19 protein-coding genes, 1 tRNA gene and 2 rRNA genes (1 of these 22 cut by a window edge) are annotated in these 26,599 nt (G+C 66.5%); 13 read left to right on the top strand and 9 right to left on the bottom strand.

Features of this window, described 5'->3' with window-relative positions; all coding sequences use genetic code 11:
- Positions 1–129 precede the first annotated feature (129 nt).
- Together F1C10_RS14215 and F1C10_RS14210 are read right to left on the bottom strand one after the other, a co-directional pair.
- Positions 130–1,620 carry a PAS domain-containing protein gene (locus F1C10_RS14215; protein ID WP_185207141.1) on the bottom strand — a complete coding sequence of 497 codons (1,491 nt, stop codon included), beginning with the start codon at positions 1,618–1,620 and terminating at the stop codon, positions 130–132.
- Positions 1,621–1,679: 59 nt separating this feature from the next.
- Positions 1,680–3,320: a histidine kinase famiy protein gene (locus F1C10_RS14210; protein WP_185207140.1), complete on the bottom strand. Its 1,641-nt coding sequence runs from the start codon at positions 3,318–3,320 to the stop codon at positions 1,680–1,682.
- Positions 3,321–3,672: 352 nt separating this feature from the next.
- Between F1C10_RS14210 and F1C10_RS14205 the strand changes: the two genes are divergently transcribed.
- From F1C10_RS14205 to F1C10_RS14175, 7 genes are all read left to right on the top strand, one after another.
- Positions 3,673–4,281 (top strand): TadE/TadG family type IV pilus assembly protein, encoded by a 609-nt coding sequence (locus F1C10_RS14205; RefSeq protein ID WP_185207138.1) that lies wholly within the window; start codon positions 3,673–3,675, stop codon positions 4,279–4,281.
- Positions 4,278–4,817 (top strand): TadE/TadG family type IV pilus assembly protein, encoded by a 540-nt coding sequence (locus tag F1C10_RS14200; RefSeq protein ID WP_185207136.1) that lies wholly within the window; start codon positions 4,278–4,280, stop codon positions 4,815–4,817. The genes F1C10_RS14205 and F1C10_RS14200 overlap by 4 nt, the downstream gene beginning before the upstream one ends.
- A gap of 1 nt (position 4,818) precedes the next feature.
- Positions 4,819–6,132: a pilus assembly protein TadG-related protein gene (locus tag F1C10_RS14195; RefSeq protein WP_185207134.1), complete on the top strand. Its 1,314-nt coding sequence runs from the start codon at positions 4,819–4,821 to the stop codon at positions 6,130–6,132.
- 250 nt (positions 6,133–6,382) lie between these two features.
- Entirely contained in the window at positions 6,383–7,255 is an 873-nt protein-coding gene (gene yghU / locus F1C10_RS14190) for a glutathione-dependent disulfide-bond oxidoreductase (RefSeq protein WP_185207132.1), read from the top strand.
- Complete coding sequence (locus tag F1C10_RS14185) at positions 7,252–7,866, top strand: glutathione S-transferase family protein (RefSeq protein WP_185207129.1); 615 nt, start codon at positions 7,252–7,254, stop codon at positions 7,864–7,866. Before yghU ends, F1C10_RS14185 begins: the two co-directional genes overlap by 4 nt.
- Positions 7,867–8,073: 207 nt before the next feature.
- Positions 8,074–9,015 (top strand): SDR family oxidoreductase, encoded by a 942-nt coding sequence (locus F1C10_RS14180; RefSeq protein ID WP_185207127.1) that lies wholly within the window; start codon positions 8,074–8,076, stop codon positions 9,013–9,015.
- Between the two features lie 40 nt (positions 9,016–9,055).
- A complete protein-coding gene (locus F1C10_RS14175; protein ID WP_185207125.1) occupies positions 9,056–10,867 on the top strand; it encodes an NAD(P)/FAD-dependent oxidoreductase in 1,812 nt (603 codons plus the stop codon).
- A gap of 196 nt (positions 10,868–11,063) precedes the next feature.
- Here F1C10_RS14175 and F1C10_RS14170 read toward each other — a convergent pair whose 3' ends face one another.
- Positions 11,064–13,229, bottom strand: coding sequence for a FecR family protein (locus tag F1C10_RS14170; protein WP_185207123.1), 2,166 nt, complete (start codon positions 13,227–13,229; stop codon positions 11,064–11,066).
- A gap of 174 nt (positions 13,230–13,403) precedes the next feature.
- On the opposite strand from F1C10_RS14170, the gene F1C10_RS14165 reads away from it, so the two are divergent.
- Both F1C10_RS14165 and F1C10_RS14160 read left to right on the top strand, forming a co-directional pair.
- A complete protein-coding gene (locus F1C10_RS14165) occupies positions 13,404–15,050 on the top strand; it encodes a ShlB/FhaC/HecB family hemolysin secretion/activation protein (RefSeq protein WP_258042940.1) in 1,647 nt (548 codons plus the stop codon).
- Positions 15,050–17,353, top strand: a complete 2,304-nt coding sequence (locus F1C10_RS14160; protein ID WP_185207121.1) for a bifunctional diguanylate cyclase/phosphodiesterase — start codon at positions 15,050–15,052, stop codon at positions 17,351–17,353. The genes F1C10_RS14165 and F1C10_RS14160 overlap by 1 nt, the downstream gene beginning before the upstream one ends.
- A 52-nt stretch (positions 17,354–17,405) precedes the next feature.
- On the opposite strand, the gene F1C10_RS14155 is transcribed toward F1C10_RS14160, so the two are convergent.
- Positions 17,406–18,626 (bottom strand): NAD(P)/FAD-dependent oxidoreductase, encoded by a 1,221-nt coding sequence (locus F1C10_RS14155; RefSeq protein WP_185207119.1) that lies wholly within the window; start codon positions 18,624–18,626, stop codon positions 17,406–17,408.
- 165 nt (positions 18,627–18,791) lie between these two features.
- On the bottom strand, positions 18,792–19,310 hold the full coding sequence (locus F1C10_RS14150) for a CinA family protein (RefSeq protein ID WP_185207117.1): 519 nt from the start codon (positions 19,308–19,310) through the stop codon (positions 18,792–18,794).
- Positions 19,311–19,479: 169 nt separating this feature from the next.
- Here F1C10_RS14150 and uraH point away from each other — a divergent pair, with 169 nt between their 5' ends.
- Positions 19,480–19,884, top strand: a complete 405-nt coding sequence (uraH, locus tag F1C10_RS14145) for a hydroxyisourate hydrolase (protein WP_185207115.1) — start codon at positions 19,480–19,482, stop codon at positions 19,882–19,884.
- A gap of 24 nt (positions 19,885–19,908) precedes the next feature.
- Here uraH and F1C10_RS14140 read toward each other — a convergent pair whose 3' ends face one another.
- Positions 19,909–20,700: a cyclase family protein gene (locus F1C10_RS14140; RefSeq protein ID WP_185207113.1), complete on the bottom strand. Its 792-nt coding sequence runs from the start codon at positions 20,698–20,700 to the stop codon at positions 19,909–19,911.
- A gap of 139 nt (positions 20,701–20,839) precedes the next feature.
- Between F1C10_RS14140 and F1C10_RS14135 the strand changes: the two genes are divergently transcribed.
- The 3 genes from F1C10_RS14135 (at position 20,840) to F1C10_RS14125 (ending at position 24,648) form a co-directional block, all read left to right on the top strand.
- Positions 20,840–21,613 carry an SDR family oxidoreductase gene (locus F1C10_RS14135; protein WP_185207111.1) on the top strand — a complete coding sequence of 258 codons (774 nt, stop codon included), beginning with the start codon at positions 20,840–20,842 and terminating at the stop codon, positions 21,611–21,613.
- A 93-nt stretch (positions 21,614–21,706) separates the two neighbouring features.
- Positions 21,707–23,011 carry a nicotinate phosphoribosyltransferase gene (pncB, locus tag F1C10_RS14130; protein WP_185207109.1) on the top strand — a complete coding sequence of 435 codons (1,305 nt, stop codon included), beginning with the start codon at positions 21,707–21,709 and terminating at the stop codon, positions 23,009–23,011.
- Between the two features lie 461 nt (positions 23,012–23,472).
- Positions 23,473–24,648 (top strand): metallophosphoesterase, encoded by a 1,176-nt coding sequence (locus tag F1C10_RS14125; protein WP_258042939.1) that lies wholly within the window; start codon positions 23,473–23,475, stop codon positions 24,646–24,648.
- Between the two features lie 302 nt (positions 24,649–24,950).
- On the opposite strand, the gene F1C10_RS14120 is transcribed toward F1C10_RS14125, so the two are convergent.
- The 3 genes from F1C10_RS14120 to F1C10_RS14110 all read right to left on the bottom strand — a co-directional run.
- A tRNA-Met gene (locus tag F1C10_RS14120) sits at positions 24,951–25,027 on the bottom strand.
- A gap of 114 nt (positions 25,028–25,141) precedes the next feature.
- Positions 25,142–25,256 (bottom strand): 5S ribosomal RNA (gene rrf, locus F1C10_RS14115).
- Positions 25,257–25,452: 196 nt separating this feature from the next.
- Positions 25,453–26,599 (bottom strand): 23S ribosomal RNA (locus F1C10_RS14110) (it continues 1,631 nt past the right edge of the window).

Raw genomic sequence — 26,599 nt, 5'->3', positions numbered from 1 at the left:
TAATCTACCAACTTGCCGATACGCATAGGATCGCGATCCATTCACGCGGTATCCGGTGCGAAGTGCCTGTAGAGTGACCGCACGTCACGCCGGGCTGCTGACAGACGCGGCGTCACCGGACCGATAGAGTCAGACCGGCGCCTCGATCTCGAAGCGCACGCCGCTTTCGAGATATTGGATCGCCGCGCCGCCCCGCACGTGCTTGCGTAGCACGCGCTCGATCATACGCGTGCCGAAACCGGTGCGGGTTGGCGGTGTAACCGGTGGTCCGTCGTGCTCGCCCCAGCAAAGGAACAGGCGCCGCCCGCCTTCCTTGCGCCGGATCGACCATTCGATCGCAACCCGCCCCTCCGGTACGGACAGCGCACCGTATTTGACCGCGTTGGTCGCCAGTTCGTGCAGCGCCATCGCGAGCGCGAGCGTGATCTCCGGCGACAGGCGAACCGCTGGCCCGTCGATCGCGAAACGCGCGCCGTCGCGGTCGCGAAACGGCAGCAGCGCCTTCTCGACGATGTCGCCGATCGCCGCCCCCTCCACCTCGTCCTGGATCAGCAGCTCCTGCGCCGCGCCGAGGCTCGCGATACGCCCGGATATCGTCGCCGCCGCATCCTCGATCGACGCGGCGTCGCGCAGGGTCTGGCTGACCACCGCGTTGACGGTGGCGAGCGTATTCTTGACGCGATGCGTCAGCTCGCGCGCCAGCACCGCGCGATGCTCCTCGGCGAACTTGCGCTGGGAGATGTCGGTCGAGAAGCCCGCCATCGATAGCGGCGTTCCGTCGGCGCGATACTGCAGTTCGCCCTGCACCAGCACCCAGCGCTGCTCTCCCCCCGGTGTCAGGATGCGATATTCGATCTCGTACGGCGCGCCATGCTCGATCGTCCGACGCACCGCCGCCTGCATTGCCGGAAGGTCGTCGGGGTGGATCGCCGTCAGCAGGTCGTCGTAGGTGAACGGCGCTGCCAGCGGCCGGCCGAACACGCGCTTGCACCCCGACGACGCCGTCAGCACCTGCTCGGGCAGATCGAGCGTCCAGGTGCCGAGCGCGCCGGCCTTCAGTGCCAGCCGCAGCCGGGCGTTGTGCGCCGCGAGATCGGCGTCGCGCTGCGCCACCTCGTCGGCGAGCGCCTCGCGATCCTGCTCGAGCTTGTGCACACGGTGCCGCTCGATCGTGACGTCGATCTGCGAGGCGACGAAATAGCGCAAGGATCCGTCGTCGCGAAACACCGGCGCGACCATCAGCCGGTTCCAGAACGGCGTACCGTCCCGCCGATGGTTCAGCAAATCGAGCTCGATCGGCTCGCGCCGCGCAATGGCGTCCTTCAGCCGCGCGACATCGTCGGGATTGGTCAGCGGTCCCTGCATGAAGCGGCAGTTGCGCCCGAGAACCTCACTGGCGGGAAATCCGGTCAACCGCTCGAACGCGCGATTGACGAAGATCAGCGGGCTATCGGGCAGCGTCGGATCGACGACGACCATCGCGACGGGCGTCATCACGAAGCCGATCTGCATCGGATCGCCGCTGTCGAGGCCGGCAGCGAATGCCGCAATCGCCGCACCGGTTTCAGGCGACGGTTCGAACGGCTCTACGGGCGTGGGAGCAAGCGGTTGGCGGTCCAAAGCGGGAACACTCTAATCCATGTTGGTCGCGGCGGCAATCGGGGGTGCAACGCCCCGCATTACCCGCCGTGCGTTCCGATCCCGGTCGGGCCTTCGATCACCTGCCGCACCTTGGTGGCGAGCTCGCTGCGCTTGTAGGGCTTCTGGATCAGCTCGAATTCCGCCCCGCGCGCATCCACCCGCTCGATCGAGGATTCGGCGTAACCGGTGGTCAGCAGCACGCGCATCTTGGGGCGACGCCGCTTCACCTCGCGTGCCAGCATCACGCCGTTCATGCCGCCGGGCATGATCAGATCACTGAACAGCAGATCGATCTGGCCTGCGCCGTCGAGCAGCGCCAGCGCCTCGTTCGCGTTCTCCGCGCGCAGCACGGTGTAGCCGAATTCGGCAAGCACGGTTTCGGCATAGTCTCCGACATCGATCTGATCCTCGACGATCAGCACCGTTTCGCTGCCGCGCTTGTCGGCCAGCGAGCGCTGGACGCGCTCGTGGACCGGATCGACCTGTGCCGTCTCGCACGGAAACAGCATGCGTACCGTGGTGCCGTTACCTTCTTCCGACTGGAGTTCGAGCGACCCGCCCGATTGCTTGACGAACCCGTACACCATGGAAAGGCCGAGGCCCGTGCCCTTGCCCTGATCTTTGGTGGTGAAAAACGGCTCGGTCACGCGCTTCAGCACGTCCGGCGACATGCCGACGCCCTCGTCGGTGATCGTCACCGATACGTAATTGCCCGCCTCGATCTCGCCGAAGCCCTTGTCGGCCACGTCGATCGATCGATTGCGCACGTCGATCAGGATCCTGCCGCCGTTGGGCATCGCATCGCGCGCGTTGAGGAGGATATTGATGATCGCGAGTTCCGCCTGCGTCGGATCGATCCGCGCGTTGCAGGTCGTCTCCTGATGCGTGATCTCCACCTTGACGAGCCCGCCCGCGGTCCGCTCGATCAGCGGCTGCAGCTCGTCGATCAGGTCGACGATATTGATCACGCGCCCCTGCAGCTTCTGCCGGCGGGAAAAGGCGAGCAGCTGCTGCGTCAGCGTTGCGCCGCGTTCCGCCGCCTGCAGCACCGCGTTGATCGACCGCGCCGCCCTTCGACGATCGAAATCGCCGTCGCTTTCGATCTGATGTTTCAGCACGTCGCCGAAGCCCTGGATCACCGTCAGCAGATTGTTGAAGTCGTGCGCCACCCCGCCGGTCAGTTGGCCGACCGCCTCCATCTTCTGCGCCTGCCGCAGGCCTTCCTCCGCATCGCGACGCCGTGTCACGTCGAGCTGGGAGGCGAAGAAATAGATCAGCCGATTGTCCGAATCGAATACCGGCGAGATGAATAGCGCGTTCCAGAACGCCGCGCCGTTCTTCTTGTAATTGAGGATTTCGACCGACGTTTCCTGCCGGCGCTGGACAGCGCGGCGCACCTCCGCCACCGTCTCGCGATCGGTATCGGGGCCCTGGAGCAACCGGCAATTGCGCCCGACCAGTTCGTCCCAGTCATAACCCGTCATGTTGACGAACGCCGGGTTGGCGAAGACGATCGGATTGTCCGGCTGGTTTGGATCGGTGACGATCATCGGCATCCGCGTCGTCTTCACCGCGGCAAAGAAGATGCTGTTGCTGTCGTCGGTCATGTCGTGATTGGCATGGCCGGGTAGATGGGGCGGCGGCCCGCCCGGCGGCGTTTCGGTCGTCGTATCGGTCATCTATGTCCCGCGCGAGAGGTGGGCATGCCCCGAAGCGCCGGCCTAACGGCCGAACGTCGCAATCCGATTAATGTTCCGCTACTCGATGTCGCGCCAACTACTTGCCGCACAGGACGATGCCAACGCGACAACGCGATGCTGGTACGCACGATCAGAAAAAACGAAGTTTGCCCTCCACCAATTCAATCGATCTGTACGCAAAGTTCTGCGCTAACCGGAAAAAGCGCATCGACGTTCCATCATAGCAATAGCTTTGCACTATGCGACGCTGTCAAACATACCAGTCCAACCTGGTTGATTCCTTTCCGCTCGCTTCCCGCCTTTTGATCGTCAGTTGGCCGAATCTTAACGGTTGACCGGCATTGGTGGCGACGATCGAGCCGGAATGAACCTTTTTCATCGCCTTTTCGCCCAGCGCGCGCTGCACCTGTTTCGCGACCGACGCGGCGCCGTGATCGTCGAATTCGCGTTCGTCGCGATCCCGTTCATCGCGCTGATGCTGGCGATCTTGCAGACCAGCCTCGTCTATTTCGCCGCGGAGGCGCTCGAGACCGGCGTGGAGGCTTCGGCGCGAAGCGTCATCACCGGCAAAGCACAGCTCGCCGACGCTACCGGACGGACGCTTGGCATGACCGACGCCGAACTCGCCGAGCGCTATCGGAAGGCCGCGTGCGCGGCACTGCCGACATTCCTCAAATGCGCGAACCTGCTGGTCGAGGTGAAGAGCGCCGCGACTTGGGGGACGATCGACAGTGCGGTGCCGACGCTGACGTACGATTCGACCGGAAAGGTCACGAACAATTTCGCCTACGATCTGGGCTCAGGGGGCGCCATTGTTCTCGTGCGCCTGATGTATCCCTGGCCGATCGAGGCGGATCCGCTGGTGCTGCTGGCCAACCGGGGCAAGCGCTCTCGCCTGCTGGTGGCAACGTCGGTCGGAAAATCGGAGGCGTATCAATGATCGCCGCATTGTGCCGGCTGCGCGCCGAACGATCGGGCACAGCGCTGGTCGAATTCGCGCTTGTGCTGCCGGTCGCGCTCACTCTTTATTACGGGACGCTCCAATTGCAGGATGCGATCGCCTGCAATCGCAAGGTGACGATCGCGACACGCGCGCTTGCCGATCTCGTCGCGCAGAACCTGACAGGCGATACGACGGCGGCGGCGGTCGACGGCGTGCTTGGCGCGAGCACGCAGGTGCTCGCCCCCTACCCCGCCGGCCCCGCGACGATGCGCGTCACGCAAGTGATGACTGATGCGGCCAACCGGACCACCGTCCAGTGGAGCCGTGCGCGCGGCGGCCTGCCGTTGGCGAAGGGCACGCAGATGACGATCCCGGTGCAGATGCGCATTCCCGGCACCTATTTCCTGCTGTCCGAAGTCACCTACGGGTACACGCCGCCCGTTTTCTTCGGTGACCTCGCCGTCGTCCGGTTGGCGGACAGCCTCTACATGCTGCCGCGCAACAGCGCGAAGATCGACTGCGGGGATTGCTGACATGACCCTTCGGCTCTGGCGTCGGCTCCGACGCGATCGGCGCGGCGCGACGCTGATGATCTTTGCCTTCACCGTCATCCCGCTGTGCTTCACCATCGGCATGGGCGTGGATTACGCGCGCGCGATGAAATCGCAGACGAAGCTCAACGCGGTCGCCGATGCGGCAGCGCTCGTCGCGGTCAGCAAGTTGATCCTGACCCAGCCGGATGCCGCCGCCGCGGGCTATGCGCAGCAGATGTTCCAGGTGCAGTCGTCACCGATCCTCGCCGCGGCCGGCGTGACGATTACCGCGATCACCGTCACCGCGCCGACCGACGCGAGCGGGCGCCGCACCGCAACCGTCACCTATCGCGGCACGTCGCGCAACACCTTCGCCAAGATCCTCGGCGTCAACACGCTCGACATCGGCGGCACGTCGGTCACCACCAACGCGACCGCGCCGAACATCGATTTCTACATGCTCGCCGACGTCTCGGGCTCGATGGCACTGCCGGTAACGTCGGAAGGCCTGCAGCTCGTCGGACAAAGCAACCCAAAAAACTGCCAGTTCGCCTGCCATTCGGTCAACGACAGCACTAAGGGGCGCGACGCGAACGGCAACATGACCGATCTCTACGGCGTCGCGAAATCGTACAATCTCAAGCTGCGCATCGACGAGGCGGGCACGGCGATCTCCCGCCTCGCCACCAGTGCGAAATCGGTGTCGAGCAAGAATGGTGCGCGCTACCGTATGGCGATCGCCACCTTCCGCGGCGCAGGCGGCTATACGACATTGCAGCCGATGACGTCGGATCTCGACACGGCGGCGACCAAGACGGTCAACATGACGCCATCGCTATTCTACCGCAACGGATGCCCGACGGAGGCATGCGCGGCGACCGAAGTCGGCTTCAACGATCGCGACAGCGCGAGCGACGACGCGACCGATCGCGCCAACGCCGCGATGAGCAACCCCGGAACCGGACTGAACGGGGCTGCCCCGCAGGGCGTGCTGTTCATCATCACCGACGGGATGAAGGACGAATATCGCGTAAATAATGTGCCCGAAATCGCCTTCGACGCGACGCGGTGCACCGCGATCAAGAACCGCCGCATCCGCATCGCGATCCTCTACACCGAATATCTCGCCCAGGCGCTGACCGACGATCCCTGGTCGCAGACGAACGTCGCTCCGCATCTCCACACGATCGAGCCGGCGCTCCAGGCGTGCGCCTCCGAAGGCCTCTACACTAAGGTGACGACCAACCAGGACATCTCGGCCGCGCTCGACAAGCTGTTCTATAATGCGGTCGCCACCGCGCGGATCAGCGGCTAGGCGCGGCCATCGTCCGATCTGCGCGGTGGGCTGAACGTCGGCTCGGCCGGTCGCTCGCGCCGCTGATCGCGTCGATCACGCGAGCCAAAGCCCCGGCGATGATCAAGCGCAACCGCAAGGCCGTTAGATATCGCCGATGCTGGTCGATCAACGCAGGTGAGCGCGCGGACAGCTTGTCCGCACCCGCCGGCCATCCGACTTGGTCGTTCCCTGCGGCGCGTCTATCACCGCGGCCAAGGAGAGCCAGATCATGACCGAACCGAGCTACACCCCGCCGACCGTGTGGTCCTGGAACAAGGAGAGCGGTGGGCGCTTCGCCGCGATCAACCGTCCGATCGCGGGGCCGACGCACGACAAGGATCTGCCCGTCGGCAAGCATCCGCTGCAGCTCTACTCGCTCGCGACGCCCAACGGCGTGAAGGTGACCGTCCTGCTCGAGGAGCTGCTCGCCGCAGGATACAGCGGCGCCGAATATGACGCGTGGCTGATCCGCATCAATGAGGGCGATCAGTTCTCGAGCGGCTTCGTCGACGTCAATCCAAACTCGAAGATCCCCGCGCTGCTCGATCGCAGCGGCCCCGCGCCGGTGCGCGTGTTCGAATCAGGCGCGATCCTGCTCTATCTCGCGGAGAAGTTTGGCGCGTTCGTACCCACCGATCCGGCGGCGCGCGCGGAATGCCTGTCGTGGCTGTTCTGGCAGATGGGCAGCGCGCCGTATCTCGGCGGCGGGTTCGGCCATTTCTACGCCTATGCCCCGTTCAAGATCGAATATGCGATCGATCGTTTCGCGATGGAGGTGAAGCGGCAGCTCGACGTGCTCGATCGGCGGCTGGGCGAGAGCGAATATCTCGGCGGCAGCGACTATACGATCGCCGACATGGCGGTGTGGCCGTGGTACGGCGCGCTCGTTAAGGGGCTGGTCTACGAGGCGGGCACCTTCCTTCAGGTGGAGGAATATAAGAACGTCCAGCGCTGGACCGATCAGATCGCCGAGCGGCCGGCGGTGAAGCGCGGGCGGATGGTGAACCGCGTGATGGGCGACCCCGCGAGCCAGCTCCACGAGCGCCACGACGCAGCCGACTTCGATACCAAGACGCAGGACAAGATCGGGGCGGCGCAGTGAGACTGTTCGACAGCCCGCGCGCGCCCAATCCGCGCCGTGTCCGCTGGTTCCTGGCGGAGAAGCAGGCCGAGATCGAGATCGTCTCGGTCGACGTGTTCAAGGGCGAACATAAGACGCCCGACTATGTCGCGCGCGTGGGGCTTGCAAACGTGCCCGCGCTTGAGCTCGACGACGGCACGACGATCACCGAATCGATCGCGATCTGCCGCTATCTCGAGAGCGTCTTTCCCGAACCCAATATGTTCGGCCGCGACGCGCGCGAGGTCGCGGTGATCGAGATGTGGACGCGCCGCACCGAGTTGCTGCTCGCCAACCCGCTGATGATGGCGGTGCGCCACACGCACCCCGCGCTCGCCGCGCTCGATACTCAGGTCCCTGCGATCGCCGAGGCCAATGTCGGCGCGGCAACGCGCGCGTTACGCTTCTTCGATCGGCGGCTGGGCGAAAGCGCCTTCATTGCCGCCGAGCGCGTGACGATGGCCGATATCGTCGCCTTCACCGCGATCGATTTCGCGCGCATGATCAAGTTCGCGCTACCCGACGAGTGCGCGAACCTCGTCCGCTGGGCGGGCGAGATGCGGTCGCGCCCGGCCGCCGCCGCCGGAACCTAACCCCTCGAAACCAGCCTCCTACAGCCGCACACGAGCTAATAAGCGATTTGACTTAGTTGAAACGCGTTATAGATTGCGGCGCAGGGATGAGGGGATGTCTGCGATCGCTTGGCCGTGAGGTTGCGATCGCCTGCTGACGGTGTCGCCGCCGGTGCGGCACACGCGGCGCCGCTCGTCAGACGCGACATGCGATCGAGGAGCGGGATGATGCAGGACTTCGGCGGCAGGCTGGCGGTGGTGACGGGCGGCGGCACCGGCATGGGGCGCGAACTCGTCCGCCAGCTCGTCGCGCAAGGCGCGAGCGTCGCGATGTGCGATCTCTTCGCCGATTCGATGGCCGAGACGACGCGATTGTGCGTTGCGGACGGCGTGCCGCAAGGCGTGCGCATCACCAGCCACATCGCTGACGTGGGCGAAGAGGAACAGGTGATCCGCTTCGCGGCCGAGGTCGCGCGCGAGCACGACACCGATCGCATCCACTTGCTGTTCAACAACGCCGGGATCGGCGGCGGCGGCAGCTTCGTCCTCGACGATCGCGCCGAATGGGACCGCGTGTTCCAGATCTGCTGGTTCGGCGTCTATTACACGTGCCGCGCCTTCTTCCCCATGCTCCAGCGCGCGGACGCGGGGCATATCGTCAACACGTCGAGCGCCAACGGCTTCTGGGCGGCGCTGATGCCCGGCGTATCGCACACCGCGTACAGCGCGGCGAAGTTCGCGGTGAAGGGCTTTACCGAGGCGCTGATCACCGATCTGCGCAACTATGCCCCGCACATCCAGGCGTCGATCGTCATGCCGGGCGGTATCGGCACCCCGATCGGCCTCAACTCGCGCCGCGTGCTCGGCGATACCGGCTTCACCGACGTCGGCCGCCAGAAGCTGCGCCGCCACCTTGCCGCGATCGGCGTCGCAGGTGCCGAGACGATGGACGATGCGGCGCTGAACGAGGCGCAGGCGATGCTCGCCAAGCGCTTCGAGGAGATGGCGCCGACCAGCGCCGCCAAGGCCGCGACGATCATCCTCGACGGGGTGAAGGCGGATCGCTGGCGCATCCTGGTCGGTGAGGACGTGACCCGGCTCGACAAGCGCGTCCGCGCGGAGCCGGAGCGCGCCTACGATCCCGATTTCCTCGCCTATGCGGCCGAGTGATGCGCCGGCGAACGACAGCACGATTGAGCGGAGAGTGACGATGACGAGCAGCGACCGCCTGGCCCCGGCCGACGACCTCGACGTGGAGGCGCTGCGCGCGCGCTATCGCGCGGAACGCGACAAGCGCCTGCGCACCGATGCCGACCGCCAGTATCACGAATTGTCGGGCGATTTCGCACGCTATGCGGAGGAGGATCCCTACGTCGAACCCGGCTTCACCCGCGCGCCGCTCACCGATTTCGTCGAAGTGGCGGTGATCGGCGGCGGGTTCAGCGGCATGCTCGCAGCGGCGCGGCTCAAGGAAAAGGGCGTCACCGATCTGCGGATCATCGAGGCCGGCGGCGACTTCGGCGGCACCTGGTACTGGAACCGCTATCCTGGCGCGCAGTGCGACATCGAAAGCTACTGCTACCTGCCGCTGCTCGAGGAGCTCGGCTATCTGCCGAAGGAGAAATATTCCTACGTCACCGAGATCTACGAACACTGCCAGCGGATCGGCAAGCATTACGGCCTCTACGATCTCACCCTGTTTCAGACGCGCGTGTCGGAACTCGCGTGGGACGATACGGAGCGCTGCTGGATCATCCGCACCAACCGCGGCGATGCGATGCGCGCGCGCTTCGTCGTCTCGGCGCTGGGCACGGCGAGCCGCGCGAAGCTGCCCGGTATCCCCGGCATCGACAGCTTCGAAGGGCACAGCTTCCACACCAGCCGCTGGGATTACGGCTATACCGGCGGCGACACGACCGGCAACCTGTGGAAGCTCGAAGACAAGACGGTGGCGATCATCGGCACCGGCGCGACCGCGATTCAGTGCATCCCGGCGCTCGGCCGCCACGCCAAGAAGCTCTACGTGTTCCAGCGCACGCCGTCATCGGTCGACACGCGCAGCAACAAGCCGACCGATCCCGAATGGGCAAAGACACTTCAGCCCGGCTGGCAGCGCGCGCGCCGGCATAATTTCGCCGACATCATCGAAGGGCGCCCGTTCGACGACGATCTGGTGAACGACAATTGGACGTCGATCTTCCGCGAAGTGCAGTCCTTCGTCGTCCGCAACGCCAAGACGATCGGCCCCGAAGCCGCGATGGCGCACGCCGAACTCGCCGACTTCCGCAAGATGAACGCGATCCGCCAGCGCGTCGACGAGACGGTCGCCGACAAGGAGACTGCGGAAAAGCTCAAGCCGTGGTACCGCCAGTTCTGCAAGCGGCCGACCTTCAACGACGAATATCTGCCGACCTTCAACCGCCCCAACGTCAAGCTCGTCGATGTCAGCGAGAGCAAGGGCGTCGAGCGGATCACGCCCAAGGGGCTCGTCGCCAACGGTCGCGAATATGAGGTCGATTGCATCGTCTACGCCTCAGGCTTCGAGATCACGACCTCGTTCAAGCGGCGCGTCGGCTTCGACATCAAGGGTCGCGGCGGGCAGAAGCTGCACGATTACTGGGCCGACGGGTATAAGACGCTGCACGGCTTCGCCAGCCACGGCTTTCCCAACTGGTTCTACATCGGCGTGTCGCAGAACGGCCTGTCGGTGAACATGACCGCGATGTTCGACGATCAGGCGCAGCATATCGCCTATATCATCGCCGAGGCGAAGGCGCGCGGCGTCAGCGAGGTGGAGCCGACACCCGAGGCGCAGGACGGCTGGGTATCGACGATCAAGAAGCTGTCGGTCGTCAACCGCGCCTATCTGGAAAGCTGCACGCCGGGCTATTACAACAACGAAGGCGACGTCAGCGGCGGACAGGCCGGGCAGACCTACGCCCCCGGCATCAACGCCTTCAACGCGCTGCTCGCCGACTGGCGCGGCGAGGGCGCGCTGCGCGGCCTGTCGCTCAGGCCATGACGACAGCGCGGCAATAGCCGATCCCCCGTTCCGCCGCCGCTACCACGATCGGCGGCGCGGCGGGGCGATCGATTGTCGGCGACAGCCAGGGCGATGCACGCCGGGCAACGCCCGACCGTTCGTGCGGGTCAGTCTAAGCGATCGAGCCTGATCGCGATGACACGCGGCGGGTGCCGACGCACCGCGCCGGCGCCTCTCACTTCTTTTTGTCCTTCAGCGCGTCCTCGAGCTTCTTGGCCGCTTCCTCGGCCTGTTTGCCGGCGTCCTTGGCGGCCTTTTCGGCATCCTTGCTCGAGGCCTTTGCCGCTTCCTCGGCGGCCTTCTGCGCATCCCTGGCAACGCGCTCGGCCTCCTTCGCGGCATCGTCGGCTGCTTTCGCCGCCGCCTTCTCGGCATCCTTGACGGCCTTCTCCGCGTCTCGCGCAGCCTTGTCCTGCGCTGCCTTGTCGGTCTCCTTCGCGGCCTTCTCGGCCTCCTTCGTCGCCTTCTCCGATGCCGCGTCGCGAGCCGCCTTCTCGGCTTCCTTCGCCGACTTGTCGACGTCTGCCCGCGCGGCATCTTCGGCTGCCTTGGCGGCCCTCTCGGCAGCCTTCTCGGCGTCCTTCGCGGCCTTGTCCGCCTCCCTCGCCGCATCCGCAGCCGCCTTGTCGGCCCCATCGCGTGCGGCTTTTTCGGCATCCTTGGCCGCGCGCGCTGCCGCTTCCGCAGCCGCCTTCTCCGCATCTTTCGCGCCCTTGTCGCGCGCTGCCTTGTCGGCCCGCTCCGCTTGCCGTGCAGCGTCCTCGGCTGCCTTCGCCGCATCGCGCGCTGCCTTGTCGGCGGCGGCGCGCGTCGCGGGATCGTTCGTACGCTCGGCTTCGGCTGCCGCCTTTGCTGCTGCGGCTGCGGCATCCTGCGCGATTTGGTCGATCGCGGTCTTGTGCGCCCGCTGCCGAACGAGGTCGGCCTCGACCGTTTCCGCTTCACGCGCGGCCCGCTCAGCGGCGGCTACACTGTCGGCAGCCGCCGCACTCGCCGCCGCGGCACGTGCCGTCTCCGCCGCCGCCGCCGCGTCGCCTGCGCGCTTCGCCTCGGCCGCCGCCGTCGCCGCTGCCGCAGCCTCCTGGCGTGCCTGTGTTTCTGCAGCAACGCGGGCCTGACGCTCGGCGTCGGCCGCGGCCGCCTGCTGGTTCGCCGCCGCCGCCGCGCGCGCGGCATCCGCCGCCGCCGTGTCTGCAGCGAGCTTCGTCGCCGCGCTCTGCTCCTGCGCAACCTGCGCGGCTGCAGCTTTCTCGCTCGCGGCCGTCGCCTCGGCCGCCGCGACTTGAGCCACCCGCTCGCTCTCGGCCTTCGCCTTGGCCGCCGCGCCGGCGTTGGCCTCCGCTTTCTGCGCCGCCTCGCTCGCGCCGGTTGATACGGCCTGCGCCGCGATGATGGTCGCCGCCGATTCGACGACCTTGGTCGTCGTCACGGTCGCCTCGACCGCCTGCTTGGTTGCCGCCGCGGCAACGGTGATGTCGCCGCCGATCGACCCCGTCACGAGCCCGCCCGTCGTCGCGGCAAGCGAGGTCGGCGCCGAATAGACCGCTTCCGCCAGCGCCGGCACTATCGGCGCCGAGACAACCGCAGGCACCACCACTGCATCAGCCGCGACCGCCACCACCGCGCTGCTCGCGCTCGCCGCGACGAGCGTCGGTGGCGCGTCACCGGCGGCAGCATCACTCGTTGCCACCGCAGGCGCCGCCGTGGCCGCCTCGCCGACGGCCGGTGTCGCCGCCCCATCCGGCGCCGGCTGTACCTCCGCCGCTGCCGGCGATTCGATCACGCGCACGCGCCCCGCATCCTCGATCGTCATGCGGAGGCGGTTGGTGGCCGAAACCATCGCGATTGCGCCGGGCGTCAACATGTCGTGCGCCCGCCCGTCGATCGTCGCCACGTCGACGGCGCCCTCCAGCACCTGCACCGACGTGCCGCCCGCCGCGACCCCGACCGAGAAGGTCGTGCCCTTCACCACCGCGGCGAGATATGGCGTCTGCACCTCGAAATGCGGCGTCATCTTCTTCTTGATCATGAAGACGACGTTGCCGAAATCCTGGAACAGCTTCGTCACGCCCGATGCTTGCGGCTCGCTCGGCAGGCGCAGCTGCGAGGCGGGCGCGACCATCATGAACTCGCTACCCCGCACCAGCACCGCGCGGCCCCCGCGTCCGGTCGTCACGATGTCGCCGGCGCTAACACTGCCGCCGCGCGTCGCGACCTTGCTGATCCCGCTGCGCGCGATCGTAACCGGGCCCGATGCCTCGCTCACCGTCCACCCGGCCGGGCCGGCGATCGCGACGGACGACGTGGTCGCGCACAATATTGCCAGGACAAACCTGCGCATCACTTCAGCTCCCCGGAGCGCCGAATGCGCCACTCTCCATGCTGGCATGCCGCGGATAGGTTTCGGTCGGCTTGGTGCGCATGGTGAATCCCGCATTCACCTTCGCGACCCGCGCTAACGCTTTTCCAATCTTTCGCTGCGATCGCTCGGCGCTGGTACCGAGGAGCGTTTCGAATGGGTTCGCCGAAACTGTTGGCGATGGTCGTGTCGGTAGCACTGCCGACAGGCGCCGCGGCGCAGGTCGTGCTCGATCGCGCCGATCCGACCGTCATTCAGCGAACACTGCCGCAAGTCGCGACGCCGGCACCCGCGCCGTCGCAAGCGCCGGCCGCGCCGCCGGTCGATCAGGCCGCCGTACCGCCGATCACCGGCGTGATCCGCGCGGTGACGGTAACCGGCCAGGCCCCGATCCCGCTCGACGCCTTTGCCGCCGCCATCGCCGCGATCACCGGGCAGAAGCTCGGGCGCGATGGCCTCGCACAGGCGGCGGACAGCCTCGCCGCGGTCGCCCGCGCGCGTGGTTATCCCTTCGCCACCGCCACGATCCCCGCGCAACCGCTGACCGATGGCGTCCTGCGCGTGACGATCGACCTCGGCCGCATCGACGCCGTGCGCGTCATCGGCAAGAGCAACGCGGCGGCGGATCGCATTCTCGCCCGCGCGCTGCGCCGCGGCCAGGGCGTGCGCCAGCGTGATCTGGAACGCGCGCTGCTGCTCGTCGGCGATCTACCCGGCGTGCGTGTCGTCGATACCCGCTTCGTCCGACAGGACGGCTTCGGCATCCTGCTCGTCACGATCGATGCCGATCCGGCGAGCGCCTATGTCCAGATCGACAATCGCGGCAGCAAGGAAGTCGGTCCGATCCGCTCCACGCTGCTCGCCAGCCTGCGCGGCATCGCGCAGGACGGCGACGAGTTCGCCGTGATCGCCTCGCAGACGCCGCTGCAGTTGTCGGAGTTCGCCTTCCTGCGCGCGCGCTACACCGCGCCGCTGACGGCGTCCGGCATGATCGTCTCGATCGCCGGATCACTCGCCCGGTCGGAACCCGGCGGCGCGCTCGCCGCGCTCGACGTCGTCGGTCGCAGCGCGGACGCCGCCATCGCCGTGCAACAACCGCTCGTCCGCACGCGCAAGCAGAGCTGGTGGGCTGGGCTCGAGCTGCGCGCGCTGGGGAGCGACCAGATGATCGCCGGGCAAACGCTGCGCCGCGACCGGCTGTCGACGCTCACCGGCACGTTCAACGGAACCTCCCTGGTCGGCGGCGGCGTACTGCGTGCGGAGCTCACCGCCACCGCCGGCCTGCCGTTCGACGGAACGACGCGCGAGGGCGCGCCGCTCGCTTCGCGCCTCGATGGGGACGCGAGCTTTGCCAGCGCCACCTACGCACTCGATTGGGTCCGCCCACTCGCCCCGCGCGTCAGCGTCAACGTCGCCACCGCCGGGCAGATCGCCTCGCGTCCGCTGCTGGCAGCCGTCGAGCTCGGCGTCGGCGGCCCGGCGTTCGCGCGCGCCTATGATTATGCCGAGCGGACCGGAGACCAGGGCGTCCTCGGCTCGCTCGAGCTACGCTACGACGCCGGGCGGCTGATCGGTAACGTCATCGATCGCGCGCAGCTCTACGGCTTCGTCGATGGCGGGATGGTCGACAATCTGCGCCAGGGCTTCGGCGGCGGCTCGCTCGCCTCTACGGGTGCAGGCGCGCGCGTCGGCACCGGCCGCTTCGACTGGCTGGTCGAGGTCGCGCTGCCGCTCAACGCCGATCGCTTCGACACGGGCAACCGCAATCCGCGCGTATCGCTGCGGCTCGCACGCGCGTTCTGATGCGAACACGGCTGCGGATCTGGCTCATCATGCTCGCGGCGGTGCTCGCCGGCGCGCTGATGATGACGGGCCAGGTCGGCGGCCGTTTCGAGCGCGGGCTGGAACCGCTGCGCTTCGCCGCGAACGAGCATGATGCGAGCGGGAAGGTCGTGGTGGTCGAGCTCGACGCGGCAAGCATGGCGGCGATCGGTCGCTGGCCGTGGCCACGGCGCCATTATGCGCGCGCGATCGATCAGCTGCGCCGTGCCGGCGCTGCATCGATCGTGTTCGACGTCGATCTTTCGGCCCGCTCCGATCCGCAAGACGACGCGATGCTCGCGCGCGCGCTAGCCCGTTCGGGCGGCCTCGTCGCGCTGCCGACGTTTAGTCAGCAAGCGCAGACCGGCGGCACGCGCTTCATCGACTCGCTGCCGATTGCCGCCTTCCGCGCCCACGCCGCGCTCGCCTCCGTCAGCATTCAGCCCGATGTCGACGGCCTGGTCCGCGACATGCCGCTCGCGACGACGACGGCAGCGACGCCGCGCCCGACGCTTTCAGCCTATATCGCCAGTCGATCCGGCACCGCCGACGCGACCTTTCCGATCGACTTCTCGATCCGCCCCGCCAGCGTGCCGCGGCTGAGCTTCGCCGCGCTCGCGAGCGGCCGCTTCAACCCCGCCCTGATCCGCGATCGCAACGTGCTGATCGGTGCGACGGCGATCGAGATGGGCGATCGCTACGCGGCAACCTATGCCGGCGTCCTGCCGGGTGTGGTGGTCCAGGCGCTCGCCGCGGAAACGCTGCTTGCGGGTGTGCCGGTGCGCGGCGGCCCCGTCGCCGTCCTGATGCTCGCGCTCATTCTTGCACTGCCGATCGCCCGCGCGCGGCGGGCCTCGATCGCGATCGCCGCATTTGCCGGCGCGACGGCGCTGCTGGCGGCGGCGGTGATGATCGCGCAGCACCGCTTCCTCGTCCACTATCCGCTCGGCATCGGGATCGGAATGCTCACGGTCGTGCTGATGCTGTCGCTGGCGCAGATCGTCAGCCATCGTTTCCGCGAGGAGCAGCTGACCGACAGCGCCACGGCGCTGCCCAACGAGCGTGCCTTGCTCGAGCTTGCCGCGCCGCCGACCGGCGCGATCGGCGTTGTCCAGCTGATCAATTACAACGGCCTCGCGGCGGTCCTGTCACCCGTCGATCTCGCGCAGGCGATCGTGCGGATCACCGAGCGTCTGCGCCTCGCCTCCGCCGACGGGCTGATCTACCGCGTGCGCAGCGATCGGCTCGCCTTCGCGCTGTCGACCGAACAGGCAGAGGAGGATCTCGTCGCCGGGCTGCGCGCGATTCTGCTCGAGCCGGTCGAGGTCGCCGGGCGCAAGATCGATGTCGCGGCGGTGATCGGCACCGCGATCGGCGCGTCGGTCGCCGAATGCTTCTCGACCGCCGCCGTCGCGGCGGACGAGGCCGCGGCGGCGGGCGAATTCTGGCACGGCGGGATCACCAGCCGCGACGCACTCGAACGGTCGGTATCGCTGATGGGCGAACTCGACGATGCGATCGCCGCCGGCCACGTATCGGTCCACTATCAGCCGAAGCTGCACCTTTCGAGCGGGCGGGTGCGCAGCGCCGAGGCGCTTGTCCGCTGGTATCACCCGACGCGCGGCTTCATCGCGCCCGATGTCTTCATTCCGCTGGCTGAACAGGCGGACCGGATCGTGCCGCTGACGCTGCACGTCCTCAAGACGGTGCTTGCCGATGTCGCCTGCTGGCAGCGCGATGGCCATAATCTCACCGCCGCGATCAACATCTCGGCCAAGCTGCTGTCGAACCCTGCGTTCAACGCGCAGGTCGATCGGATGCTTGATGCCGCTTCCGTGCCGCCCACCGCGTTGATCTTCGAGGTGACGGAGAGCGCGGCGATGTCCGATCCCGACAGCGCAATCGCGACACTCAACGCCTATCGCGCGCGCGGGATCGCGGTGTCGATGGACGATTACGGCACCGGTCGCTCGACGCTCACCTACCTGCGCAATCTGCCGCTCAACGAACTCAAGATCGATCGCAGCTTCGTCCAGCATGCGCGCACCCGGCCGCAGGACGCGCTGCTCGTCAAATCGACGCTGGATCTGGCGCACCAGATGCAGCTGACGGTCGTCGCGGAAGGCGTCGAGGACGCCGCCACGCTCGAATTCCTGCGCGCGCTGGGATGCGACTACGTTCAGGGCTATCACGTCAGCCGTCCCGTACCGGCCGACACCTTTCTCGCATCGCTCGCCACATGGAACGGCGAGACGCCGGCGGCGGTCGCGGGCCGAACGGCATAGCGGCCGACGCGAACGCATGCGGCGGTCGTCGCCGCTCACCGCTATCCGCCGCCTACATTTCCTTTAACGGCACCGATGCATCGGCCAGCCGCTCGGGCGCGACGACGGCGCCGGTCTCGACCAGCTTGCGCCCCTGGACATAGTCCTTGACCGCGTTGACGCAGTCGAGCGCGACGACGCGGCCGTGCTTCAGATAGACCAGCGAGAAGCTGCGCGTCGCCGGATCGCCGCGCATGACTGCCGTATCATATCCCGCTGACAGGCCGACGGTCTGCAGTTTCAGATCATATTGGTTGGACCAGAACCACGGCACCGCGTGATAGGCGGCGTCCTGCCCGGCGATCGTTTTGGCGACGACATTCGCCTGATCGTTGGCGTTCTGCACCGATTCGAGCCGGATCGCCGCGTCGTCCGCGAAGGCGTTGGCGTGCAGCGCGCAGTCGCCGATCGCGGACACGTCGGAAAGGCTGGTGCGACACTGCGCATCGACCGCGACCCCATTGCCGCCCGCGGCTCCGGCGGCGAGCAGCGGCGAGACGGCGGGAACGATGCCGATCCCGACGATCACCATCTCCGCCGGGACGATCTCCCCGTCGGCGAGCCGCACGCCGCTTGCCCGGCCGCCCTCCCCGAGAATGCAGTCGACCGCCACGGCGAGCCGCACGTCGACGCCGTGCGCACGGTGTTCGGCCTCGTAGAAGCGGCTCAGCGGCTCGCCCGCGACGCGCGCCAGCACGCGCGACAGCGCCTCGAGCAGCACCACCTGCTTGCCGGACTTGGCAAGAACGGCGGCGGCTTCGAGCCCGATATAGCCGCCACCGATCACCACCGCGCGCTCGACGCGGGCGAGTTCCCACATCATCCGGTCGGCATCGGCGCGGGTGCGCACCGTGTGCACGCCGGCAAGATCGTGGCCAGCGCACGTCAGCCGGCGCGGCGCGCCGCCTGTAGCCCAGATCAAATGACGATAGCCGAATGTCTCGCCGCCCGCCGTCGTGACGCGATGCGCCGCCGGATCGACTGCCGTCACTTCACGGCCGAGCAACATCTCGACACCGCGCTCCTGCCAGAAGCTCGCCGGGCGGATCAGGATGCGGTCGAACGGCTTGTCGCCAGCAAGATATTCCTTCGACAGCGGCGGGCGCTCGTACGGCAGGTCGGGCTCGTCGCCGATCACCGCGATCGTGCCGTCGAACTTCACCTGGCGGAGCGCGATCGCCGCCTGCGCGCCGCCATGGCCCGCCCCGACGATCACCACGTCGTAATCCTGCATCCCGCCCTCCGATCGCGCCGGCTATAGCCGACGGTAGCCGCGGCGCCACCCGTCCCACGCGGGGTTGCGGCTTCGCGGGCCGACGGAAGCGGTGTCGACCTTTGGATGACGGCGAGTCGCGTCCCGCGACCTGCTTCGGATTGGATCGACCGTTAGCCGATCGCCTCAGTCTCGCTCGTCACCGTCCGGCGTAGGCGCGGCGTCGAGCACGTCGACGACGAAGCGCAGCGCCGCCTGCGCGAACGCCGCCATGTTCGCGATCCGGTCCTCGATCCCGCTCTCGAAGGTCGTCGCGACGCCACCGGCCGGCCCGGCGACGGCGATGCAGCTGCGCCCGATCGGCGCGCCGCGCGGATGCCGGTCGGGCCCGGCGGCGCCACTCTCCGCCACGGCCCAGTCGGCGCCGAACCGCACGCGGATCGCCTCTGCCTGAAGCATCGCATACGCCTCGGTCACCGATTCCATGCCGGCATAAGCGTCGCGCGGCAGCCCGAGCAGCACGTCGCGGCCGCGTAGCGAGTAGACCACGCCGCCGCCGCGGCAGAAACGCGTCGCGCCGGGCACGGTCAATAACCCTGCGAGGATCAGGCCGCCGGTGGCGCCGTCGGCCACCGCGATCGTCTGGCGGCGGGCGATCAGCAGCGCGCCGGCCTCGGCCGCGATCGGGGCGAGCGTGTCGAGCATGGTGCGACCCTTGCACCCGCGCGTTCGGGTCTGCAACCGCGCACAGGGCACGCTCATTGCTCGGCTCGACGGTATTCGTGAGGCACGCCGGTATTGCCTGATCGCCGCCGATCTGGTTCGGCCAGGGTTGCCGCCCAATCGTCCGATCGACCTTTCAAGAGACTGCGCCATGAACCACCGGATCACCCCGATCTCCCTACTTGCCCCCCTTGCCCTCGCCGCGACGCCGGCATCCGCCGCGGAGATCTCGACCCATGTGCTCGACCTCGCCCGGGGCGTCGGCGGCCGCGACGTTCCCGTCGTCCTGTCGAAGCGCACGCCGACGGGTGATTGGAAGAAGATCGCCAGCAGCCGCACCGACCAGAACGGCCGGGTGCGCAGCTTCGGCGATCCCACGTCCTTCGCGCCCGGGGACTACCGGCTCGATTTCGACATGGCGGCCTATCCCGATCGCGCCGCCACGCCGTTCTTCCCGGAAATTACCGTCACCTTTCGCATTACCGACGCTGGCGGCCACTATCACGTCCCCGTCGTCGTCAGCCCCTACGGCTACTCGACCTATCGCGGAAACTGAGCCGATCCGGCACGCCGCGAGCGCTCAGTCGGGCAGCACCGCGACGACGCGGCTCCAGCCGGCACTCGCCGCCTTGATCTTGACCGGGAAGCACATCACCTCGAACCCGGTAGGCGGCAGCTGGTCCAGGTTGGCGAGCTTCTCGAGCTGGCAATAGCCGATCTCGCGCCCCGCCTTGTGCCCTTCCCAAATGATCGACGCGTCGCCGGTCTCCTGCCAGCGCCGCGCCGTGTGGACGAATGGCGCGTCCCACGACCAGCCGTCGGTGCCGACGACGCGGACGCCCTGCCCGGCGAGGAACAGCGTCGCCTCGCGTCCCATGCCGCAGCCGCGGCTGACATAATCGGGCTGCCCGAACGCCGCCCCCGCCGCGGTATTGACCAGCACGATGTCGAGCGGCTGCAGCTTATGGCCGATCCGCTCCAGTTCGTTGGCGATCTCTGCGCTGCCGACGACATGGCCGTCGGGCAAATGGCGAAAGTTCAGCTTCACGCCCGGCCGCCAGCACCAGTCGAGCGGGATCTCGTCGATCGTCATCGCCCGCCGGGCGCCGCCCGGAAGCGCCGCATCCTGCGTCGCGTGATAATGGTACGGCGCATCCATGTGCGTGCCGTTGTGCGTCGAGAGATCGGCGCGCTCCACGGCCCAGCCCTGCCCGTCGGGCAGATCGGCCGCGGCCAGACCAGGAAACGAAGCCGCAACCTGCGCGACGGTATCGTGATGCGCGCTGTAGCTGATCCGCGGCTGCGTTCCCGGCGGATCGGCGACTGTATCGTTGTCGAGCGTGATCGACAGATCGAGCAGGCGCCGCGCCATCACTTTCTCTCCTCGTGCAGCCCCGCGACGCTATTGCCTCCGTCCCGCGCCCACAAGCCGCTCCTGCCTTCTGGCAATGAACGATCGCCCCGCCTGATCATTATCGCAGGCATCACCATCCCCCCGCGGAGCAATCAGCATGAAGACGAGCGGCAATACCATCCTGATGACGGGCGGCGGCAGCGGGATCGGCGAAGCGCTGGCGCACCGCTTCCACGATCGCGGCGACACGGTGATCGTCGTCGGTCGCCGCCAGGAGGCGCTCGATCGCGCCGCGGCGGGACGCGAGCGGATCCACACGCGCACGCTCGACGTCGAGGATGCCGCGGCGGTGGCGACGTTCGCCACATCGATCGTCACCGATTTTCCGTCGCTCAACGTCCTGTTCAACAACGCCGGGATCATGAAATTCGAGGATCTCACCGCCCCGCGCGATCTCGCCGATGCCGCGGCGACTCTGGCGATCAACGTCATGGGCCCGATCCGGCTGACCGACGCGCTGATCGATCACCTGGTTCGCCAGCCGGACGCCGCGATCGTCACCGTCACGTCGGGGCTCGCCTACGTGCCGCTCGTCGCCGCGCCGACCTATTCGGCCAGCAAGGCGGCGATGCATTCGTACACCGTCTCGCTACGCACGCAGCTCGCCGGCAAGGTGGAGGTGATCGAGCTCGCCCCGCCGGGCGTCCAGACCGATCTCACGCCGGGGCAGGCCAACCGGCCGGGCTACATGCCGCTCGACGCGTTCGCCGATGCGGTCGCGACGCAATTCGCGCAGCAGCCGACCCCGCGCGAGATCCTGGTCGATGAGGTACAGTTCCTGCGCCAGGCCGAACGCGAGGGGCGTTTCGACGAGACGCTGAAGACGCTGATCGAGCGCGCCGCCCAGCAGCGCGCCGCCGGCGGCGAATAGCGGCGCTATCGACGCACCTCGTCGCGGCACCGGCCGTGTCGCCGCGGTCGTACTCCGCCACCCATTGCCGCCCCTTCCGCCGGACGAACATCGATGGCCGTCACCGATATCGCGAGCCGCACCTACGATCACGGTTTCCGGCTCGATCCGATCGTCCGCAGCCTGCTCGACACCGATTTCTACAAGCTGCTGATGCTGCAGATGATCCGGCACCTGTACCCGGACGTGCAGGCGACCTTTGCGCTGATCAACCGCACCACATCGGTCCGCCTCGCCGACGATATCGACGAGGGCGAGCTGCGCGCGCAGCTCGATCACGCGCGCACCGTGCGCTTCACCAAGAAGGAGCTGATCTGGCTGGCGGGCAACAGCTTCTACGGCCAGCAGCGGATGTTCGCGCCGGATTTCCTCGCGTGGCTCGCCGACTTCCAGTTGCCACCCTATTCGCTGCGCCGAGACGACGGTCAGTTCGAGCTGCGCTTCGAAGGGCCGTGGACGCACACGACGATGTGGGAGATTCCGGCGCTCACGATCGTCAACGAGCTTCGCTCGCGCGCCGCGATGCGCGACATGGGGCGGTTCGCGCTCGACGTGCTCTACGCCCGCGCCAAGGCGAAGCTGTGGGCAAAGGTCGAGCGGCTGCGCACCCTGCCCGATCTGATGCTGTCCGATTTCGGCACCCGTCGCCGGCACAGTTTCCTGTGGCAGCGCTGGTGCGTCGAGGCGCTGAAGGAGGGGCTCGGGCCGCGCTTCATCGGCACGTCGAACGTGCTCCTCGCAATGGACAACGATCTAGAGGCGATCGGCACCAACGCGCACGAACTGCCGATGGTGCTCGCCGCGCTGGCGGACAGCGACGCCGATGTCGTCAGCGCGCCCTATCGCGTGCTCGACGCGTGGCGCGCGCATTACGGCGGCAACCTCTTGATCGTGCTGCCTGACGCGTTCGGCACCGCCGCCTTCCTCGCGGGGGCGCCCCCATGGGTCGCCGACTGGACCGGCTTCCGCCCCGACAGCCTGCCGCCGATCGACGCGGGCGAGCAGATCATCGCTTGGTGGCGCGCGCACGGCCGCGATCCGGCAAAGAAGCTGCTGATCTTTTCCGATGGCATGGACGTCGAGTCGATCGAGGAGACCTACCGCCACTTCAACGGCCGCGTGCGGATGAGCTTCGGCTGGGGCACCAATCTCACCAACGATTTCCGCGGCTGCGCGCCCGACGGCACGAGCGGGCTCGACGCGATCTCGCTCGTCGCCAAGGTCGTGAGCGCGAACGGCCGCCCCGCCGTCAAGCTATCGGACAATCCCGCCAAGGCAACGGGAGACCCACATGAAATTGCGCGCTACCGCCGCATCTTCGGCAGTATGGGCCAGATGATATCACCACTTACCGTCTAATGTTTGGGCGCCGGCATCGGAAAGCCGGCGATACAGTCTCGACCTCGCGGATCGACAGTCGCGGCGCCCACAGGCGTACAAGGCGAGGATAGGATCCGGCATCTCGTCCATGATCGGCACCCTACGATGCGCGGCGCGCGATCGGTCAACCGAGACCTAATCCTTGTCTCCCGCTCACGACATACGCCTCATCTCGACGACACGGCGGCTCGCGCCATAACGGCGAGCGACGCCCCGTCGATCTCCTACCGACGCATTGGATTGCAACCTCGCGCCCTACGTTGTGACCTCGCCGATCCCAGCCATAGCCGCCTTCCCGCAACTCCTAATCAGACACGCGTCGTCGTTCCTCGAGCGCTCTCGCAAAAGCGGCGGGATCAACGCATCTTTACCAACCGTCGCTCCCATCCAGCGCTGATGCGCGCTAGGATGCGGCGCGACGTCACGATCAATTGCCCCCCGTGGCCGGCAATCGCAGCTTGCACGATTTGACGAGGAGAAGGACGATCTTCCACCTGATCTTTGCCGTACCGTGCCTGTACGTTTTCGCTCGCTGGCTCTCACCCCTGGCCCTCCCGTTGTGGGTCAAGGCGGTACTGGCGATCGTCTTCCTGGGCGCATCGCAATTCCACTATTGGAGCCGTCTATCGTCTGGCTCCGTCTTCGCGCCCGAATTTCCCCGCCCCCTCGTCATTCTATTCAACTGGGCATTCGGTGCCTTGCTGTTGCTGGCCTTGCTACAGCTTCTGGTCGACGTCACCGTACTGCTGGTGTCGCTCCTTCATCTACGGATGGTGGGAGTGCCGGACGGCATCCGCTATACGGCGGCAGCATTCGCCGCGATCCTGGCGGCCATCGGCGTAGCGAACGCGATCAGGGTTCCGCCAATCCGCGATATCGACGTTACGATCGCCGGCTTGCCGCGTCGCTTCGATGGTTATCGCTTGCTGCAGCTGACTGATCTTCACATCAGCCGTCTGTTCACCGAACGATGGGCTCGTGCGGTGGTAGCGCACGCCAACGCCAGCAACGTCGACCTGATCGTTGTCACCGGCGACTTCATCGATGGGTCGGTACCGATGCGCCGCCGCGATGTCGCACCGCTAGCCGGCTTGCGCGCGCCCGATGGCGTCGTTGCCGTGCCGGGTAACCACGAATATTTTTTCGACTATGCGGGCTGGATGCGGCATCTCGCCACTCTGGGTGTACGAATGCTACCTAACGCGCATGTAACACTGGAGCGCGGGAATGATGCGATCGTCATCGCCGGGGTGACCGATCTTTCCGCGGCATCGGTGGGCCAACCGCCGCCCGATCTAAAGGCGGCGCTGGCCGGCGCCCCCGCCGCCGCACGCGTGATCCTGCTCGACCATCAGCCGCGCGATGCGCGCACGGCGGCAGCGGCTGGGATTTCGCTACAGCTCTCGGGCCACACTCACGGTGGCATGATTGCCGGCCTCGCCGGCGCACTCGGGCCTGCCAATGGCGGCTTCGTATCGGGACGCTACACGGTTGGAGCAATGACGTTGTACGTCAGCAATGGCACCGGCCTCTGGCCAGGCTTCGCGCTTCGGCTCGGTCGCCCATCGGAAATGACGCGTATCACCCTGCGTGCGGCCACTATCGAACAACGTTGAGCCGCGGCGTCATTCTCTCAACTAACGCAACCTAGAATGGCGTCTGATAGGCGCGTTGGCGTCAAGGATCACAGGCTCGCAAGGAAGTGGGTCGATACGTCGCATGGCCGCGTACACGTCCCGCTACGTCCGTGCTTGGTAAAGCAGCCAAATGTTTCCTGACGCATGCATGAAGCACGTGAAGACGGTTGGACACTAGGCCCGGGCACCAGGGTTCAGGCCGCAGGGAGCCAAAGTCTGGTCGCCTTGCTACAAACGATAACGCCGCCCCTCGGGGCGGCGCATCGTGTTCTATTTTATTTTGGTTGCGGGGACAGGATTTGAACCTGTGACCTTCAGGTTATGAGCCTGACGAGCTACCGGGCTGCTCCACCCCGCGACACTGAAGTTTTGTCCTTGAGACACGAGCGCCTCCGCTTTGTGGCGGAGGCGACGGTGTCCTTTGGGGACGAGTTTGCGAATGGGTTCTTCTCGTATGCGCGCCGGCTGCAATGCCTGGCGACGACCTACTCTTCCATCGCTTAAGCGATAGTACCATTGGCGCAGTCGGGTTTCACGGCCGAGTTCGGGATGGGATCGGGTGGGACACCGACGCTATGGTCACCAGGCAATGAAGCCGGCGGCGGCAGCCCCGCGAGATGATGGTTCGCGGGGACCCCGGCGAGATGGCGGATGCCATTCGGACGGGGTTACGAGTTAGGTTTAAAATCGATGCGTGCACATTGAAGAGCTTGTTGTTTCTGGCGTCGAGCTTTCATCATCCGACCGTCTTGGACAGCCAGGGCTGTCGTTGATGGTGGGACTCTCAAGCGCGAATAGGACGATTAGTATCGGTTAGCTCCATGCGTTACCGCACTTCCACATCCGATCTATCAAGGTGATGGTCTCTCACCGTCCTGTGAAATCTTATCTCGAGGGAGGCTTCCCGCTTAGATGCTTTCAGCGGTTATCCCGTCCGTACATAGCTACCCTGCTGCGCCGTTGGCACGACGACAGGTACACCAGAGGTACGTTCAACCCGGTCCTCTCGTACTAGGGTCAACTCCTCTCAAATTTCGACGCCCACGGCAGATAGGGACCAAACTGTCTCGCGACGTTCTGAACCCAGCTCACGTACCACTTTAATTGGCGAACAGCCAAACCCTTGGGACCTGCTCCAGCCCCAGGATGTGATGAGCCGACATCGAGGTGCCAAACAACCCCGTCGATATGAGCTCTTGGGGGTTATCAGCCTGTTATCCCCGGCGTACCTTTTATCCGTTGAGCGATGGCCCTTCCACGAGGGACCACCGGATCACTATGACCGACTTTCGTCTCTGCTCGACTTGTCAGTCTCGCAGTCAGGCTGGCTTATGCCATTGCACTCTAACAGCCGGTTTCCAACCGGCCTGAGCCAACCTTCGCGCGCCTCCGTTACTCTTTAGGAGGCGACCGCCCCAGTCAAACTACCCGCCACAGAGGGTCCCTGAACCAGCTAATGGTTCGAGGTTAGACATCAGAAAACAACAGGGTGGTATTTCACCTATGGCTCCACATCAGCTGGCGCCAATGCTTCAAAGCCTCCCACCTATGCTACACAGTTCTTTCCTAATGCCACTCTGAAGCTGCAGTAAAGGTGCACGGGGTCTTTCCGTCTAACCGCGGGTACTCCGCATCTTCACGGAGAATTCAATTTCGCTGAGCATGTCCTGGAGACAGTGGGGAAGTCGTTACGCCATTCGTGCAGGTCGGAACTTACCCGACAAGGAATTTCGCTACCTTAGGACCGTTATAGTTACGGCCGCCGTTTACCTGGGCTTCAATTCAGAGCTTGCACTCCTCCTCTTAACCTTCAGGCACCGGGCAGGCGTCAGGCCCTATACGTCGTCTTGAAGCCGACTTAGCAGAGCCCTGTGTTTTTGCTAAACAGTCGCTACCCCCTGGCCTGTGCCCCCAACAAGAGCTTGCGCCT

This window comes from Sphingomonas sp. NBWT7 (assembly GCF_014217605.1).
Classification (GTDB): Bacteria; Pseudomonadota; Alphaproteobacteria; order Sphingomonadales; family Sphingomonadaceae; genus Sphingomonas.
The sequence above is the reverse complement of the archived record's forward strand: the minus strand, read 5'-3'. Positions and strand labels throughout refer to the sequence as shown.